Here is a 17,425-nt window from a genome sequence, read left to right on the forward strand (position 1 = left end):
TCACACCTGTTCATCATATCTTTTAAGAAGAAGGGCCATTGCTTCCTTATCGCGCTCACTACCGCATTTGTTGACAGTGACAGAATATGCTTTAATGAGCCTCAGGTACTTCTTATCATTCGTCAATTCAAATCGGGTAGCATGCACACAGGACTCTACCACGAGATTGAATCCCCTGTTTATTGGATTGAAGATACAGCGACCTGCATGGGCATGCCTTGGGATGAGCTTTGCAACTATTGCTTCGGAAGTCTCCTTGATCTCATCGCATTCGAATACGACCCAACAAAATGTATCCCTGATAGTTGCAAACCCAAGTCCCTCATAGGAAAGGACTTCAAACTCCGATTCCGCGAGGTTACCAAAAGTACTACGCACGAAAATAAGAGGGTCATAAACAAGATTTGCAACCAGCATGCGCTCTGCTTTTACATTATCATAGGTATGCGAACCTTTGTAAAGCCTTACAAATACATCATTGCCTTTCCTTATGATACCTATTGGAGCTGCATTTGGCTCCCAACCATTAGAGGTGGTCACAATAACTTCCGAGATACCCTCAGAAATACCAAAATCATCCAGATCGAATCCAGTCATTAGAATCTCAAGCCCCCAAGTAAAGATATGAACAAACCTGCTATGACGATATCTGCTGTCGATCCGGGATTTAAGCCTTTCTCCAAGAGCAGCTCATCGAACTCTTCCACATCACCCCAGAAAGGAGACGCGTGGTAGCCTGAGCCTTCCAACCTGTCCACAATACATTTCGCCTGCTATGAAACTTCCTCAGCGGTCTTTTCATCTGTCTTTGTACTGATGAAAGTATCAGGTCTTTCAGAAAGCAGCTTCAGGAATGAAAAAACGACTGCATGATTGATATCAGGTATCAGTGGTCCATCCCCGGACATACCCATGAACCTATCCAGCATTTGGGCACACTTCACACAATCACCAAAACCATTGACCCATTCATTAGCGATCTGGTCGTAACCCTGTGATATCTTCATGAGGTCATAGAGAGTCAGTCCCTCTTCCCTCAAGGATACAAATGATGAATCATCCTGAAGATCGAACTCGTCCACATCGTTCACACGCACTCCTGCTGAACGGAACGCCTTATAAAAATCAATAGCGTCATCCGTATCCGTTGAGCGGACTATTTCATGAGCACGGGCAACGAGCTTATCCATATCGAACTCGTCCCCACTGCCAAGGATCTCACCGGCAGCCATTGAAAGCGGTATAAGGAGAAGGAATGCCCCGAAATGCGTGTTCCCGCCGCTTTGCCAGCTATTACTATGACAGACCGCACTTCTTAGCAGAGCACCAAAAGGGGCATCTTTTTTTGCTGCAGCTTCAATGACGGGATGAATACTTACCGCTGATGCCAGAAAATGTTCATAGCGAGTATCCTCATAGTCATGGTGCCTGTCAATATTACCCGGCTTTGGAGATGAGGACACCTCAAGTATCATTGCCAGCTGTGCACAGCATGCGATATGTGAGTATACAGACCGGTTGTTACAAGCATCCATAGAATGCATACCCTGATCACTGTTCATTGACAGGTTTTTTGGCATTATCTAATATATAAGTTGCAAGGTCCTTTTTCAAACGCATATAATCCGAAGCAGAAAGGTCAAGGACATCGAGAACACCATCCCTCAGATAACAGGGCTTTGAGATCTTACAACACCATGCCAGACTACCAAAACATGTGCTGTCACCGAATTCAAGAGGGGTTCCTTTTACAAATTCCATTTTGATGTTAGCGAATTCTTTTGGAGTATATCCAAGCTGAGCTGCCTTGTCATGAACTGCACATGGTTTTACAGGCAAACAGCAAAATGCGAGTCCCCTAAGGTCGCCTTCACCACGACACACGTGTTTGGGAGAATTATACCAGCCCATCTGCTCCTGTACCGCACAGACATCTTCAACAAGGGCATCAATGAACCCATCATCCTGAAGCACACCCCTAGACACCGAGATCATATCAGCACCCTTTGAGAACATGTCCCTCGCATCCATGATGTCCATAATGGAATTGTTCCCTATGAGGAAAAGCCTTGTAGAATCACGAATACGCAAGATGGAACGAAGGTCAGCACCGGCACCTTCTTTCATGGCATCCACATGGAGAATGTCCGCTCCTGCGTTCTCAATGCCTCTTGCAAGGGCGATATCATCCACAACGTTCGCCCTCACTTTCACAGAAAGAACCACACCCGTATCTTTGATCTTCCTTATCCACTCGGTGAGTCTGGGGAGGTCCTTCATCAATGCTTCACCAACACCGATGGAAACCATTTCCTCCTGCCTGCAATGTGCATCAAGCTCAAGTATGCCGCCTGCAGCTTTCACTATACTGGCAGCTTTAAGAAGAGGATCAAGGCTCACAGCCCTTACATTGAAGCCCACAGCCCCGCCGATATCGACAGCATTTACCTCATTTTCAAAGAATTCAAGCGGAGCATCCGATAAGAACTCCTGCCGGCCTCTTCCAACAAGTTTTGCTGCAGCTGCATTCGTTTCTTCATCCAGGTTATAGCCACCGATCACTGCAAGACCGGCATTCTTTGCATTTTTGCTGGCAAATGCACTGTCAGTGATACCAGCCATTGGCGCAAGCGCAATGGGGTTTCTGAAAGTAACATAGCCAACTTGCAGATCAAAAAGTTCATCGCTCACAATAATAGCCTCATTAAGATTGTAATAGCATATCTTGCGCTGTAGAAGAAAGTGGTTACATATTAATGTAACGTTAGGTAAATAGATAGATACAGACGACGAAGGACCGATAATGGCACCAGTGTTGCCAACATGATGATGATATCACAATTAATAAAAAGAGGCTATAAAGTGGAAAAAATAAAAATTGCAGCCATACAGATGGATATTTGCCATTGCAATAAACAAAAGAACATTGAAAAGGCCCTTCATTTCTCAGAAGAGGCCATTTCAAAAGGTGCTGATATCATCATCCTCCCGGAAGTGTTCTCCACTGGCTTTTGCTATGAAGACATTGAGAAGGCATCAGAATCAAGCCCATACCCCACAATTGAAGAACTGGCAGCCTTCTCGAAAAAGAACAAGTTTACCATGATAGGTTCCATAATAGCGAACCCTGACTCCGAGAATAGAGATAGATACACAAATCTGGGCTTTTGCCTGGAAGATGGAGAACTTGTCGGGACCTACTCAAAGACACATCCTTTCGGAAAGGAAAAAGGATATTTCGTATCAGGAGATCTCATTGAACCCATACAGCTTAAAAAACAGGAATTGACAATTGGGTTGCAAATATGCTACGAGATAAGGTTCCCCGAAATAGCAAGGAAGCTTTGCCTTTCAGGAGCTGACATACTCATAACCATTGCCGAATTCCCGAACCCAAGAGAACATCAGTGGAGAACACTTGTCACTGCACGTGCCATTGAAAATCAGATATTCCACATTGCATGCAATCGCTCCGGCTCAGACCCTAATTCCACCTTCTTTGGAGGCAGCATGATGATCGACCCTCTTGGAAACGTAATGGCAGATGCAAAGGGGGAGGAATGTGTGATAATAGAAGAAATTGATACATCCCTTATGAGAAGAACAAGAAAAGCAATACCGGTTTTCGATGATCGCAGACCAGAACTATATTGAGGAAAGAATAAAGAAAGGGAAAAAGAACAAAGCCACTTAAGATGCTCAGATCATTTACGAGCTCATATATTAAAGTTGACATCAAGTCCAAGAATGGTCCTTGCACCACCTGCAATGTCACGTGCCATCTCAGCACATCCCACAGCAGCACTCCATTTACCGAGCAATTCGGGCTTCAGGTCAAGATGAGAACCTATTCTTTCAGCAACGTAGTCAACTTCACCGATCGAACCTGCAAGGAAGACCTTTCCACAGGAGCCGTGATCTTTCATCAAGACCTGCATTGCTGCAATTTCCATTGATGCGAATAAAGCGATCTGGTCAAGTGCAAGGATAGCAGCACTTTCACCATTGGCTGCAGCCTCAAGAAGTTCACCATTATCTGAATAAGGAGTGTGTTTCAGCACACCGGCATTTATGAAGGCCTCATTGGCACTGCATTTACCCGCATCCACATCCCTTATAGCTTCAAGGTCCAGCGGACCATGCCGGGTTCCCGGTGCAAATATACAGGCATCGATAGCACCTATGAGCTTGCCACCACAAACACCCACAGTAACCGTATTGGAACTTATGTCCGAGACCACAAGATCATTTATGCCCCTACATTTGGCATTGTAGGCTATACCTATTTTTTCAGGACTTGTGGAATGGGAAAAAACGTTCAATCGAGGATCAGTATTGCTTTTTGCATGAATTCCGGGAATGAGGACAGCAGGGATAGGAGAGTTCCTTATAGCATCAAAGACAAGCGTTCCGGCTCCGGTCTTTTTTCCGACACCCTCTATGCTCAGAACGCCCCTGGAATCGACATTGTCCATATCCTCGATACTTACAATACCATCACCCATGGAATAGGTGACAGCTGCAAGTTCTATATCAGAGATCCCGATATCAAGATGAGAAGTGATCGAATCGATTATCTGAGCCTCGGACATGCCGGATACTTCTGTACGCGGCATTTCAAATGTCCGTATTCCTTCCTCACAGATCCCGGCAAAACGCATTGCATTGGTCCCGTGGTCAACTCCGATAAACATCGATCACACCTTGTCATCAGATGTCGAAAAGCATAGCATTAAGCTCTTCCATCAGAGGTACCCCTTCCTCACGGGTAGCAACCGTTGTAACGATCCTGATCTCCTGAGCTGAGGTCCCATGGGACAGAAGAAGACGGAGATTTCCATGCTCATCGGGATGTGGAAGTACCTTTGCGGTGAGATTACCACCTGGAGAGCTCTTACCCCTAACAGTGATCACAGAAGGAATGATGCCCTTGACCTTTTCATGCTGACTGATGATAGCAAGGATCTTTTTGCCCTGACGTTCACCAATGACAGTTGTGTGTGCTCCATGAAGTTTCTCTTTCAACGACGCTTCCTTACTTATTATAGCAGTATCATCCATGAACAAAATTTGGAAGAATCATATAAAACGTTACTGGTCTACAGAAAGTAAAATTTAAAAAAAAGATAGAATATGCACCAAAAGGTGCATTTTCAAGTATCAGATGTTCTGAACATCACTCATGTCAAGAAGCTTTATATTCGCATCACCAAGGACCTTGACAGCACCCCTGATATCGTTGACGCGGACAATGAGGAAAGCTTTCTCGGTCCTGGTAACGAAAGCATAAGCGTAATCGATATTGATATCCTTTTCACCAAGGACATCTGCGATCATGCCAAGCTGACCGGGCACATCTTCCATCTCCACACCAAGTACATTGGTCTCCGATACGGTGAACCCGGCATCATGCAGCACCTTGTGAGCCAGATCAGGATCATCTACCACCATTCGGATTATACCGAAATCGCCTGCTTCAGCAATGGTGAACGCACGGATGTTAATACCGGCATCTTTGAACTTGTCAGAAACGCTTGCAAGCCTACCTGGCTTGTTCTCTGCAAATAATGAAATCTGTTTGATCATTTTATCTTCCATGAGATCAGCCCCATATCCTAATTTAAATGATGTCTTCTAAAGCTTATAACTTTCTGTTATCGATCACTTTCTTTGCCTTGCCCATAGAACGTGGCAATGAACCGTGTTCCACAAGTTCCACCTTGACAGCGATATTCAACACACCCTTAAGGGCTGCTGAAACCTTTTTCTCCAGGTTGATGATATCATTGACCTTGTCACTGAATGCCACATCGGTCATCTCGATCTGCACCTTCATGATATCAAGCTCATTTATCCTGTCCACGATGATCATGAAGTGTTCGCCAACTTCGGGTATCTTCATGAGTACGGACTCGACCTGTCCGGGGAACACATTGATACCACGAACAATGAGCATATCATCAGCACGACCAAGAACACGCATTATGCGTGGATGTGTCCTTCCACATTCACATTCATCCCAGTTCAGTACAGTGATATCCCCTATACGGTACCTGATGAGTGGCAATGCTTCCTTTACAAGTGTGGTTATCACAAGTTCACCGCGCTCGCCGTTCGGTACAGGCTCACCTGTATCAGGATCTATGACCTCAACAAGGAACTGGTCTGCCCAGATATGAATTCCTTCCTGTTCCTGACATTCAGTGAAGAGAGGACCGCTAAGCTCGGATGTACCGAAGATGTCGTAGGCTTTGATACCTGCTGACTCCTCTATCCTCTTACGCATTTCCTCGGACCAGGGTTCAGCACCGAAAACACCTACACGCAGATCCGTATCGTCCTGGAAGCTCACGCCTGCACTCTTTGCAGCCTCTATCATGAAAAGGAAATATGAAGGAGTACAACCGATGACGGTCGTTCCGAGATCCTGCATCAGTTCGATCTGCCTGTCAGTGTTACCGGAACTTGCAGGCAATACCGTACAACCGGTCTCTTCTGCACCATAGTGCATACCCAGACCGCCTGTGAAAAGACCATAGCCATAACCTATCTGCATAACATCGTCACGTCCGACACCAATCGATGTCAGGGCACGGGCAAGTGATGTAGTCCATGCCTTTATGTCATTATCAGTATAACCGACAACGGTGGGCTTACCGGTAGTACCGGATGATACATGAAAACGTACAAGTTTGTTATTGGGAACACAGAACATACCTGTAGGATAAGTATCCCTCAGGTCCTTTTTGTACGTGAAAGGAAGCTTTGTGACATCATCGAGACTCTTGATGTCCTCTGGCCTTATCCCTGCATCATCAAATCGTTTTCGGTAAAATGGAGAATGCTCATAAACATATTTTACGAGGTTGCATAACTTCTCTCCCTGTAGCTTCTTCAACTCGTCAACAGGCATTCTCTCGATCTGTGGATTCCAATATTCTATCATATTTATCACGCTATTGTCGATCAATAATGATGGTGGTCTGTCACAACCACTTATAGACTCAACGGGTTTTTCTTAGTTCTCAAAATTTCTTTCACCAACTCAACGCACTCGAAGAGGATAGTGTCCATATCAGCCACAACATCTATTCCTGCTGCACCTGCATGACCACCACCGGTTCCATCGTAGTGGCTGCTGATCTCTTCCATGATCTTGCCAAGATTAACACCTGCATTGACAGCATCGCGTTTGGCGCGACCGCTTACTCTTATATTATCGGATCTTGCAGTGCCTACAAAAGCAACATCTCCACCGATATTGATAAGCATGGAAGAAGCAGAACCACCAAAGGAACTTACGTTCGAAGTTACGACCAGCCAATCACCGACACGTTCAACCTCTGCCCTTGATGCTGTTTTAAGCATTGCGATCCTCATGGAGACATCCTGAGGTGTTGATGCCATAAGATCGAGCACTTCTGCATATTCGACACCGCTTGAATCGATTATCTCAGAAAATGTCTTGAACGTTCTGCTAGTAGCGTGCTTGAAATGGCCTGTATCTGTCACGATCCCGGCCATGAGTCCAAGAGCCATGCGATGCATTATGGGTGCACCCATGCATTTCAGAACATCATAGACGATCTCTGCTACTGATGTGGCATTACGGTGAAGGTAAAAGGATGCGTTCTCTGTCAGTGCAGTAGTTGCATGATGATCTACTACACAATAGTTGGTAAGTTCAATATCATTGAGCTGTGCGCTGGTAGATGTGTCTACGACCACTACCAGATCATAATCTTTGGGATCAGGATTATCTATTACATCTATCCCCAGCTTATCAACAAGTAATGCTGCAACTCTGTTACAGCCATCCACAAGCCCCACTTTGCCTCCGACAGCTTCAGATAATGCAAATGCACTACTTATGGCGTCCGGGTCGGCATTTCGATGGCAGAGATATAGGATATTGTGATAATCAAGGAGACGGTTGTAGAATCCAGCTTCGTCAACCTGCATTGCTACCTCTCATCCGCTCAGACAGGACCGTCTGAAAAGGATAAAGGAGGGGTCACAAGGATCACTGTCCCTGAGTACCCATTGCCTGCTTAAGTTGTTCCTGAAGCTGGGTAAAACGCTTTGAGATGCGCTCTTCCTGGCGTGTGATGGATTGAAGCCTAAGTGAAAGTGTCTCAAGTCTCTCTTTCAGCTTTGTGATGGTATCATCCTTATTTGACTGGATCTGAAGGTCACCTACAGCCCTGTAGACAACAGCATCATCGGAAAGCTTTTCAAGCTCTTCAAGTGCCATTTCAGACTCTTTCTTCATAGATTCCATCTGGTTCTTCTGCATAGCAAGCGCCTGTGCCTGCTGCTGAACCTGCTGCAACTGTGCAAGCTGATTCTGTACTTGTGGGGGTATTTCTGAACTCATATTGGTTTCACCTGACCAGTCAATAAACCTGAAATGATTTTAATGTTTCTATCCAGGGTTCATCAAAATAAAAAGCAGGGTATCTCATACACCATTTATGGCATTTTTACCAACAGCACATACATCATGTGCTATCTGTATAAGACGAAGCCAGGTGTTGAGTGTGGAACGCATTGATATGATGTCATCAGCAATGACATTCATCACAAGGGAATCGTTACTGACCTTTACATCCACAGCAGAACGTTCTGAGACCATGGTTCCAAGTTCAGGCAAGATGCAACGATATATAGCCTCTGCGTCCTCTGTAATAAAAACAGATTCAGAAGCCATTTTCATTCAAGCATCCCCATTTTACGATAATTTTTGATATTTAGCCTGAAAAGCATATCATCAAGATAAATGAACTCAAGATGATCATCGCTGGCAATGAGACACTTTGAATCGTGATAACATTCCCCTTCAGGAATATCGAGATAATAGGAAAGTAACTCGAATAGCTCACCATCGCCATTTATTGAAGGCTCCAGTGACTTAAGGGGTGCATATTTGTAACCGTCCGGATAAAATACGCTCAAATGGATCGATAACAGTTCAGCGCCCTCGCCATCATAGAACATAATGCTACCAGGACTTCCGTGATAATCACCTATGACCATCAACAGACCATCTTCACATAAAGAGACGATATCCATCAGACCCATTTTTCCACGGGTCATATATTTGCAATTAAAAAAAGATGCCAAATACTTGCACATAGTGCGAGTATTGGCAGAAGGTTTGCGAGAAGAAGTGATTAGCATGGCTTCTTACTCGACCTTAACCTTTTTGATCGATGATTGCGGCCTTTCTTTTACAAGTATACGGTGCCCGCAGTACGGACAACGAATACCAGTATATCCATAGTCGATCTCGACTGGCCGCTTGCATCGTGTACACTTATAGTCCATATTTATTACTCAACCTGTTCAGTGGCTTTCTTAACAGTCCTCAACACAGTCTTACCGACTGTTGTAGCTGGGATGTAAGTACCACCTGCAAAAGTATATCCACATTTTTTACATTTCCAGATACCAGTCCCAACTCTCTTTACAGTCAGGCGTGCACAACTTGCGCACTTGTGTGCTGCATGCATCTTCTCTTCGAGATCAGCAACCAACTTTCGGTCTCTTCTACCATAGCGTGTACCAAATCTTCCTGCGGACCTAGATACACGTCCTTTCCTTGTATATTTCTTTGCCATTATAAATATCTCCTTGAAGCAGATTCCTATTTATGATCGAGCTTATAATGATCGAGTATAATCGTTATGAGTCTTCATTGAATCAAAGACGATTCAGATGTTGAGGAGGTATTCCTCTCTGATTTTCGCTCCGATCTCACGTGATTTTTCAACGGATCTCAGGAAGTTCTCTTCTGAGAGCGTACCTGAACCGCTTTTCTGCATAGCACAGATCGAACCATCCTGATTGGTCACTATAGTGAGTCTTAGATCACTAACTGATTCCTCATTATTGGTCGCATCAATGACAAGTTCCCCTCCAATGTCAACAAAGGAGAGAGAGACCGGCATTTCACGGATAGGCAGTTTTACATCCCCTCCGCGACCTTCGCGTTCTCCCGGAACAGTCGCCGTCATAAGTGCTGCAATAGCACCGAGTGAAGCAGCATCCAGTAAATTACCACTGTCGTTAAGCACATGGACATCTATGAAAACTATCCAGACCTCTTCTCCTTCCGTAATACACAACTTGTTTAAATCAATTGCGCCTGATTCACGGATACCGCGGTCTACCACACGTGCCATTTCAATAGCTTTCTCTCGCGGAGGACCAGCTTCGAAGTTTGGTGAAGCTATAGGATTAAGCTCCATACTTGTGATAATGACACCCTTGTCTGCAGAATCCGCAAACGGAGAGCCTACCTGAAGTTTGACACCGACCAATACCTGCGTATCACCCAGCAAGACCTTTGCGGAACCTTCTGCCTTATCAATGACATTGGTCTCAACTATCAGATCACGTACTTCATCGAACCCACGACCATCTTCACGCTGACCTTTGAGAGCCAGATTGAACAAATAATCTTTTTTAAGTCTTGATATAGCTTCACTCATTTTTCTCACCCTCATCCTCATCGGACTCAGCGCCCTCTGGTTCTGAAGAGCTGTCACCCTCGGATTCAGCGTTTTCAGTTAGCTCGAACTCAGAGATATCCTCTCCGAACATATCCTCGGCCTCACTAGAAGCATCCTCAGCCTCGTCATCCGTGAAAGCCACTTCCTCGTCCTGAAGCTCGATCTCCCCGTCCTCGTCAGTTTCGTCGTCCTCAGCCTCAGGTTCGACATCAGGAACTACTTCAACTTCCTCAGAAACTACTTCAGCATCCTCAGTTTCATCCTCAGAAGTTGCGATCTCAGCCTGGAGCTCAGCTTCTTTGAGGATCTCCTCTTCGTCGGTTGTACCGAACTTTGATAAAAGGGCTTCCTTCTGAATAGCAAATATCTGTTCACAGCCCTTCCGGGCCATTTCGACACCCTTAGCGATCTCATCAGCGGTAAGGTGACCATCCATCTGAAGTAAAGTGATCTCGCCATCCTCGGTCATTGCAATAGGCAGGTCTGCATCACCATAATTATCTTCAGGCTTATTAAGGTCAAGCACAAGCTGACCATCCACCTTTCCGACAGCACATGATGCGACCAATCCCTTCATAGGAATGCCTGCATCCACAAGTGCAAGTGTAGCAGCATTGATAGCCGCTGTCCTTGTACCTGCATCTGCCTGAAGGACCTCTGCAAACACATCAATAACAGCACCTGGATAGAACTGTTTCATCACAACAGGTTCGAATGCCTCTCCACTCACCTTTGATATCTCAGTACTCCTCCTGCTTGGACCAGGACGGATACGATCCTCCACAGAGAAGGCTGCCATATTATACCTATACCTTACAAGTGCTTCACTTGGACGCTGAAGCCTGCGTGGGTGAAGTTCCCTCGGGCCATAAACAGCTGCAAGGACCTTGTTGTTACCCCATTCAAGATAACAAGAGCCATCTGCTCTTGAGAGTACGCCCATTTCCACGGTCATTGGGCGGATCTCATCAACACGCCTACCGTCAAGACGAAGTCCATTCTCGTCAATAAATTTTTCCGGTTTATCACTCATATTTAATCTCCAATTTCATCTCATTCTCCCATCTGTGAACACAAAAGGTCTTAATCAGTCTCTTCTGGATCATTGTCCAGCAAGACATCGACCTTACGACTGGTCTCTTCGGTAACGTCATCGTCTTCAAAGGGCACACCAGCAACTTCCTCATCTACTAGCTGTTCTTCATCGGAACCCTCGGCCCCTTCCGGCTCACCCCTCAAAAACATGCCGACCTTATCCGTTAAACCGGAAATATGAGATTCACTTTCTATCATTTCGATCGCTGTTGTCAGACGATCCATATCGTTATCCCTACCATTGATCCAGATACGGCCGTTCTTTCCTACGAAAACATCACAATTCGACTCTTTCTTAAGAATAGACACCATTGAACCCCCGTGTCCGATGACACGTGGTACCTTTGCAGGCATAACTTCAATGATACGACCTTTTCTTAGGACCTTTGAGCCCTGTTCACGCATTGAAAGCTCTACTTTCATAGCCTTGCTGACATCTTTCACACGAACAACGACACAATCCCCAATATCCATGAACTTCCTCATTTCAGAGGAATCAACACGTTTCGGAAATTCGGATACATGAAGTAGACCATCATACGGAGAACCTGTTTCCATTATCCAGTTGGAAGGAGTAACATCAATGACCTTCACAATAATGAAATCCTTACGCGAAGGAATATATTTTCCAGAAAAGGGTACTACTGAAACCCTTCCCTTGAAATTTGCAACTCCATAAAGTAATGAATATATATTTCCGTCTTTAACATAAGTGCCTGGCCCGGCCATTTCCTTCTTCTCAGAAAGCAATTGCCCGGGAATTACTATATTACGATCCATTAATTAACCTCTTACAAAAGTTTTGTTTCCGCATCACCTTTTGTCAGATGGTTCACAAGACCATAAAAGTCATTCTGCATACCTGCAGGGATCTTGATCACAGCTACCCAGGAGCCATCGTTCTCCCAGTTATCCCTGAGCATGGTCCCGAACTTTGCGATATCCCCATAGGATTTACCTGCATATTCAGAAGGGATCTTGACAGCGATCTCAACTTCTTCAAAACGAATAGGAATGATCGGTCTTATCGCCTTCATGACAATATTGACCTGTTCATCCACACCCTTCAGAGGATCGATATGGACCTTTGCCTCTTCCATTGCTTTTTCGATCCTACCAGGAGGGTGAGGTGCCCTTGTCTGAGGATTTATCGCATTTTGTGCAATAATGGAAATGACCTTTCTGGTCTTCTCCTCAAGAATATGTTTCCTCTGTTCCTTGGTAAGCTGAAGTTCGCCGTGTTTGATTATATACGCTGCGATCTCAAAAACATCATCCGTCTGGAATGCATTGGTAAGATCGGATTCTGCTGCATGGTCTCCCCTGCCGGAATCCTCGAAAACGGCCTCTACTGCAAGAACGTCCTCAATTTTAACATTGCCTCCTTTCTTGAACTCCAGAGCCCCGTCAGGATCCACAAGCACTTCATAATGTTTGCTGCCTTTCTTTAGCCTTGCAACCAATGATTCATCAAGAGATACCATACTCTACACTCTCCTATATTACCCAATAATGCTCAAAAACACATTATTCGTCCTGCTGCTTTTCCTCATCTGCTGCTTCTTCAGTGGTTTCTTCAGTGGTTTCGTCAGCATCATCTTCCTTATGTTTAGCAAGAATGGATTCAACGTATGACTCGACCTCTTCGACAGGACATTTCCTGAACTGGCGGTCCTCAAGAGTGACCATGCCCACTTCAAGTGTTGCAGGATCGATCTTTACATCAGATGCCCTATAAAGCGCTTCCATTCCAAGCATTACTGCTTCTTCCATGGTCATGTCATCGCGATGCATTTCCTCGAAAGTTTCCATGAAAACGTTTCTGCCTGCTCCGATAGCTGTTGCCTTATACTCAAGAAGTGCACCGCTAGGGTCACTTTCGAACAGCCTGGGTTTGAGGTCATCGACGCCTGCGATCAAAAGTGCAGTACCATAAGGACGGACACCACCATATTGCGTGTATGTCTGCTTGTGATCACATATCTTCTTTGACAGAACCTCAACACCGATAGGCTCATCATAGGTGGCCATGTTGATCTGAGCTTCCACTCTTGCCCTGTCCACGAGAGCACGTGCATCAGCAACAAGACCTGATGTTGCGACTCCGATATGCTCATCTATCTGGAATATCTTTTCGATGGATTCCGCTTCGATCAACCTGCTTGTGATCCTCTTGTCAACAATAAGGACAACACCGTCCTTTGCTTTAATTCCAGCAGCGGTAGTGCCTCTTTTAACGGCTTCCCTTGCATACTCTACCTGAAAAAGCCTTCCATCGGGACTAAAAACAGTAATTGCTCTATCATAACCCATTTGTGGTGCCATTTGCATGCTCTTTATCTCCTACTAATTATTTTGTGATGCTAAAAAACGTATGAATAGAGTTTCTTTACATTCATCTAGTTCACTTAAAGTAATTCCAAATTATAATATATATGACTGTTTATGTCTTTTCTTCAGGACTATATACAGTACACCCTTCTAAATACTTTGTTGTTGCTCCATGCACAGTTCCGGATATACCAAGAACATGAATGATCACCTGCTTACCATTCACCGAGGTCACCGAAGCAAGAACAGCACGGGTCATATCCATACGGTCCCGAAGACAACGTACAATACCTTTTGAATCCTCGAAATCAAGTAACCTTATCTCGCATTCACTTGAACCCTTATCGCCCACTAGCGAACTGGCACATGAGAATATCTCACGAAGGAGATCACTTCGATCGACCCTATTGCCACCTATAAGTTCAAATGCAAAATATCTGCGGTCCTGACGCAAGGTCGGAGGAAGGACTTTCAGCTTCATTCATCCTCCTGAACAGAAAGAGAAGGCTCAAGTATCTCCACCCCTTCACAAACATAGTTCTTATCATGTCTTTTCTTTTGAACTATCCCCAAAGGAGTTTCCGATAATGCCGTGATGGCCTCATCCTTTTCCATTCCAAAAAGAACGGCAAGTGAAATGATCTCCCGAGGTGCACGCAGACCAAAGATAGATGAAGCATTGCTTGTAAGCAACATTGGAACATCATATTTCCTTGAAAGTGCCAGATAATCCCTGAAATGAGATAGGCTGTGCACACGTCTGCCACCACGGGACATGATCAACGAATCAATATCAAATCCAATAGCAACATTATTTTCACTCGCAGATCTTGCAAGCACGTGATTTAAGCCACTGCCCTTTGGAGTGGACGGGTGTAAAAGGACATCAACATTCGAATTCTCCAATGCTGCACGATTAATCCCCTCATCGCCACCATGCACAGCCAGAACATCCACGGTATTGCGATATTTTCCAACAAGACCATGAAGTTTAGATGGATTGGAAGCCACAAGCTCGACCGTACGAAAAATATCAAAACCTTCAACACGATCAGATTTTAGCGGCCCTTCTGCCGTGGAATGATTGCTCAGACCGATCCCGACAAAACCAAGGTGTTTTGCCATTGAGACAAGATCTTGTGCCGTATTTATTCCATCCGGCATAGAGTGTACACTAAGATCATAGAATGAACGTTCAGCCAAATAATTCCTCCACGATCCTGCCGGCTTCCAGCCGATCCTTTGGATACGTTTCGATCTTCACTTTCACGATTATCGCATCCGATGAAGAGGATAACTTGATCTGGCCATTGTAAGCTGCCTGCTTGTCGAATCTCAGATGGAACATCTGATCATCATCAAGACGATCAGGCATCTCCTCACGAAGAAGCTCCACATCTTCAGGCGTCATCTTCGGTCTGACGAATGCAGCAAAGGCCTTTGTGTCAGGCTTACGCTTGATAGTTGAACTGAACATGGTAATAGGATTACCATGATACCCTTCGACGACCAGAGACTCAACGTACTTATCAGTATCAGTACACTTGCCCTTGTCAAATGAATTCAATAAAAAGAGATCCAGAGCAGATCTTACTCTGGACTCATCCTCAGTAGCATGTGCGCTTACACGCACAGAGATATAGTGGATCACTTTTTGCTTCTGTTGATGTTTGATCGCACGCTTGGCCTGGTCTTCTCAGTACCTGTACCGCGCTTCTGCATGCCTCTGCCCTTACGACCTGCACTGGTCTTACCACGGAATACCCTACCGCTGTGAGCATTGCCACAGATCCAGTTGAGGTTCTTGTCAGATTTGATGACAGGGTGGCTTGGGTCAACGAGAATTACCTCGTACCATTTCTGCTTACCATCTTCGCCTACCCAGTAAGAGTTAAGGACTTCCATGTTAGGGTACTTCCTTGCAGCACGCTCTTCAGAGATCCTCTGAATGCTCTTAGCGACAGTGATCTTGTTCTTACCGGTGTGCTGAGTACGCCTTCCACGAATGTAACGGGACTTTCTCATGCTACCCCTTCGTACTTTTACACGAGCAACAACAATACCCTGCTTAGCCTTGTAACCAAGTGCTCGTGCACGGTCGATACGTGTTGGGCGCTCTACCCTTGTAACTGAGCCTTCCTTTCTCCATACCTGAAGTCTTTCCCATCTAAGGTCACGAACGTATGTCGCATCAGGGTTCTTCCATGCGTCTCTTATATATCCATAAAATGATTTTGACAATTTATTCACCTAGTTTCATGTTAGTTTCACGGTTCAGCTGAAGTTTTCAGCCACATTCCCACGGGATATTATCCCGACGATGAAACATCGATTACTACATACACTATGACATTTAAGTCTTTGTATCTGATAGGACTGAACGGATGATAGTATTGATTAATTAGAAGAAGAACAAGGAAATGAAAACGAGGAACTGGAAAAGTTGGCAAATCTTATGATCTAATATATTGTGAGTATCTCGGAAGTAAGATCATATGAAAAAAGAGTGGTTGAGAGATAATCCCCCTCAACTAATTCTTAATAATAAGGCTCACCTGTACGATACACATCCACCAGATCACTGAGTTCTGCAATAGATATTGAACCGTTTGTACGGTAGTCATCGATCGCCTTACTCAATTCACCAATACTAATTATAAAGTCCTTATTTTCATCGTACGGATGGTATGTAACTACAGGATCTGTAGCTGGTTCACACCAACCGAAGTTCTGTGTGTACGTTGCAGCATTGCTGTATGTCCTGCCATCGTATGTGAATTCACCAGTCCATACACCAATACCGATCTCATTATAACTGGGATTCAATATATTTTTTCTGTGACCAGGAGAAGCCATAAGACGTTCATGAGCTGTCGTAACACTTGGAGGCACCCTGAAAGCAATGTTCTCAGCAACTCTATAGGATTCATAACCAGAGGCTCTGATCCTTGTAGAGAAAGAAGTACCATCGTATGAATTGTGGCTGAAATAATCTTTGCTTATCATCTCCTGACTATGTTCACTTGCCACATCGTTAAGAAGAGAATTGAACCTAAAAGGATCAAGCCCATTTTTTTCGCGCTCCTGATTAATAAGGTCAAGCATTTGCTGTTCTACCTCAGCATATGGATTATCAGCACTTGCCGCAGGGACAAGCAAACAAACCATTAGCAAGGAAACCAGCAGGATCTTTAATTTGTTCATATTTCAATTACCGCCTATTTTAAGGATTAGACTATTCATTAATAATAACCCCATATTTATCAAATTGCGTATATACAATTTCATTCAGCCTGTTGTATTGAACAACTATATACATCTAATGGATACAAGTCACACAAAAAAAGTAAATTGAGGCAGTCCAACATCACATTTTAAAGAACTTAATAATTGATGAAATAGGAATAGCATATTGACCATAGATCGAATAATAATTTGAATATAGGTTAAAAGATATATGACCGGTGCACTTCGAACTGGATAGA

Annotated in this window: 23 protein-coding genes and 1 pseudogene; 1 reads left to right on the forward strand and 23 read right to left on the reverse strand. The window is 44.5% G+C overall.

The genetic code is table 11. The annotated features are described in order from the left end of the window. The 3 genes and pseudogenes from AC20MK_RS07640 to AC20MK_RS07650 all read right to left on the reverse strand — a co-directional run bounded on the left by AC20MK_RS07640 (position 1) and on the right by AC20MK_RS07650 (position 2,691). Positions 1 to 597 carry a DUF447 domain-containing protein gene (locus AC20MK_RS07640; RefSeq protein ID WP_487355270.1) on the reverse strand — a complete coding sequence of 199 codons (597 nt, stop codon included), beginning with the start codon at positions 595 to 597 and terminating at the stop codon, positions 1 to 3. After that, positions 597 to 1,544 (reverse strand): annotated as a pseudogene (locus tag AC20MK_RS07645) (triphosphoribosyl-dephospho-CoA synthase). Before AC20MK_RS07645 ends, AC20MK_RS07640 begins: the two are co-directional and overlap by 1 nt. A 7-nt stretch (positions 1,545 to 1,551) precedes the next feature. Next, positions 1,552 to 2,691, reverse strand: coding sequence for a methanogenesis marker 9 domain-containing protein (locus tag AC20MK_RS07650; protein WP_487355271.1), 1,140 nt, complete (start codon positions 2,689 to 2,691; stop codon positions 1,552 to 1,554). A 171-nt stretch (positions 2,692 to 2,862) separates the two neighbouring features. On the opposite strand from AC20MK_RS07650, the gene AC20MK_RS07655 reads away from it, so the two are divergent. Further along, positions 2,863 to 3,654: a carbon-nitrogen family hydrolase gene (locus AC20MK_RS07655; protein WP_487355272.1), complete on the forward strand. Its 792-nt coding sequence runs from the start codon at positions 2,863 to 2,865 to the stop codon at positions 3,652 to 3,654. A gap of 62 nt (positions 3,655 to 3,716) precedes the next feature. Here the strand turns inward: AC20MK_RS07655 and AC20MK_RS07660 are convergent, their stop codons facing one another. From AC20MK_RS07660 to AC20MK_RS07755, 20 genes are all read right to left on the reverse strand, one after another. Next, positions 3,717 to 4,694: a methanogenesis marker 12 protein gene (locus AC20MK_RS07660; RefSeq protein ID WP_487355273.1), complete on the reverse strand. Its 978-nt coding sequence runs from the start codon at positions 4,692 to 4,694 to the stop codon at positions 3,717 to 3,719. A gap of 16 nt (positions 4,695 to 4,710) precedes the next feature. Beyond that, positions 4,711 to 5,061 carry a DUF2103 domain-containing protein gene (locus AC20MK_RS07665; protein WP_487355274.1) on the reverse strand — a complete coding sequence of 117 codons (351 nt, stop codon included), beginning with the start codon at positions 5,059 to 5,061 and terminating at the stop codon, positions 4,711 to 4,713. A 99-nt stretch (positions 5,062 to 5,160) separates the two neighbouring features. Further along, the gene (locus tag AC20MK_RS07670) at positions 5,161 to 5,598 is read right to left on the reverse strand and encodes an ACT domain-containing protein (RefSeq protein WP_487355275.1); all 438 of its coding nucleotides are present in this window, start codon (positions 5,596 to 5,598) and stop codon (positions 5,161 to 5,163) included. Positions 5,599 to 5,641: 43 nt separating this feature from the next. Next, positions 5,642 to 6,946, reverse strand: coding sequence for a phenylacetate--CoA ligase family protein (locus tag AC20MK_RS07675; protein WP_487355276.1), 1,305 nt, complete (start codon positions 6,944 to 6,946; stop codon positions 5,642 to 5,644). Positions 6,947 to 6,996: 50 nt separating this feature from the next. After that, complete coding sequence (locus tag AC20MK_RS07680) at positions 6,997 to 7,962, reverse strand: DHH family phosphoesterase (RefSeq protein ID WP_487355277.1); 966 nt, start codon at positions 7,960 to 7,962, stop codon at positions 6,997 to 6,999. 61 nt (positions 7,963 to 8,023) lie between these two features. Further along, positions 8,024 to 8,377, reverse strand: coding sequence for a prefoldin subunit beta (locus AC20MK_RS07685; RefSeq protein WP_487355278.1), 354 nt, complete (start codon positions 8,375 to 8,377; stop codon positions 8,024 to 8,026). Positions 8,378 to 8,461: 84 nt separating this feature from the next. Beyond that, positions 8,462 to 8,716: a KEOPS complex subunit Pcc1 gene (locus AC20MK_RS07690; protein ID WP_487355279.1), complete on the reverse strand. Its 255-nt coding sequence runs from the start codon at positions 8,714 to 8,716 to the stop codon at positions 8,462 to 8,464. Then, on the reverse strand, positions 8,713 to 9,180 hold the full coding sequence (locus AC20MK_RS07695) for an rRNA maturation protein (RefSeq protein ID WP_487355280.1): 468 nt from the start codon (positions 9,178 to 9,180) through the stop codon (positions 8,713 to 8,715). The genes AC20MK_RS07690 and AC20MK_RS07695 overlap by 4 nt, the downstream gene beginning before the upstream one ends. Positions 9,181 to 9,186: 6 nt before the next feature. Then, positions 9,187 to 9,327 (reverse strand): DNA-directed RNA polymerase subunit P, encoded by a 141-nt coding sequence (locus AC20MK_RS07700; RefSeq protein WP_011498374.1) that lies wholly within the window; start codon positions 9,325 to 9,327, stop codon positions 9,187 to 9,189. Between the two features lie 5 nt (positions 9,328 to 9,332). Beyond that, positions 9,333 to 9,620: a 50S ribosomal protein L37ae gene (locus AC20MK_RS07705; protein WP_487355281.1), complete on the reverse strand. Its 288-nt coding sequence runs from the start codon at positions 9,618 to 9,620 to the stop codon at positions 9,333 to 9,335. Between the two features lie 93 nt (positions 9,621 to 9,713). Next, positions 9,714 to 10,502: an exosome complex protein Rrp42 gene (gene rrp42, locus AC20MK_RS07710; protein ID WP_487355282.1), complete on the reverse strand. Its 789-nt coding sequence runs from the start codon at positions 10,500 to 10,502 to the stop codon at positions 9,714 to 9,716. Then, entirely contained in the window at positions 10,486 to 11,547 is a 1,062-nt protein-coding gene (gene rrp41 / locus AC20MK_RS07715) for an exosome complex exonuclease Rrp41 (RefSeq protein ID WP_487355283.1), read from the reverse strand. The genes rrp42 and rrp41 overlap by 17 nt, the downstream gene beginning before the upstream one ends. Before the next feature lie 50 nt (positions 11,548 to 11,597). Then, a complete protein-coding gene (rrp4, locus tag AC20MK_RS07720) occupies positions 11,598 to 12,389 on the reverse strand; it encodes an exosome complex RNA-binding protein Rrp4 (RefSeq protein WP_487355284.1) in 792 nt (263 codons plus the stop codon). Between the two features lie 11 nt (positions 12,390 to 12,400). Next, positions 12,401 to 13,093, reverse strand: a complete 693-nt coding sequence (locus AC20MK_RS07725) for a ribosome assembly factor SBDS (RefSeq protein WP_487355285.1) — start codon at positions 13,091 to 13,093, stop codon at positions 12,401 to 12,403. Positions 13,094 to 13,136: 43 nt separating this feature from the next. Next, positions 13,137 to 13,940: an archaeal proteasome endopeptidase complex subunit alpha gene (gene psmA / locus AC20MK_RS07730; protein WP_487355286.1), complete on the reverse strand. Its 804-nt coding sequence runs from the start codon at positions 13,938 to 13,940 to the stop codon at positions 13,137 to 13,139. 112 nt (positions 13,941 to 14,052) lie between these two features. Further along, positions 14,053 to 14,415, reverse strand: coding sequence for an Rpp14/Pop5 family protein (locus tag AC20MK_RS07735; RefSeq protein ID WP_487357086.1), 363 nt, complete (start codon positions 14,413 to 14,415; stop codon positions 14,053 to 14,055). Positions 14,416 to 14,417: 2 nt separating this feature from the next. Next, positions 14,418 to 15,143, reverse strand: a complete 726-nt coding sequence (gene rnp3, locus AC20MK_RS07740; protein ID WP_487355287.1) for a ribonuclease P protein component 3 — start codon at positions 15,141 to 15,143, stop codon at positions 14,418 to 14,420. After that, positions 15,136 to 15,591, reverse strand: coding sequence for an RNA-binding protein (locus AC20MK_RS07745; RefSeq protein WP_487355288.1), 456 nt, complete (start codon positions 15,589 to 15,591; stop codon positions 15,136 to 15,138). The genes rnp3 and AC20MK_RS07745 overlap by 8 nt, the downstream gene beginning before the upstream one ends. After that, positions 15,588 to 16,181 (reverse strand): 50S ribosomal protein L15e, encoded by a 594-nt coding sequence (locus AC20MK_RS07750; protein ID WP_487355289.1) that lies wholly within the window; start codon positions 16,179 to 16,181, stop codon positions 15,588 to 15,590. Before AC20MK_RS07750 ends, AC20MK_RS07745 begins: the two co-directional genes overlap by 4 nt. Before the next feature lie 297 nt (positions 16,182 to 16,478). Then, positions 16,479 to 17,144 carry a CAP domain-containing protein gene (locus AC20MK_RS07755; RefSeq protein ID WP_487355290.1) on the reverse strand — a complete coding sequence of 222 codons (666 nt, stop codon included), beginning with the start codon at positions 17,142 to 17,144 and terminating at the stop codon, positions 16,479 to 16,481. Positions 17,145 to 17,425: the final 281 nt, after the last annotated feature.

The sequence above is a fragment of the Methanococcoides sp. DA23 genome, from assembly GCF_057593895.1.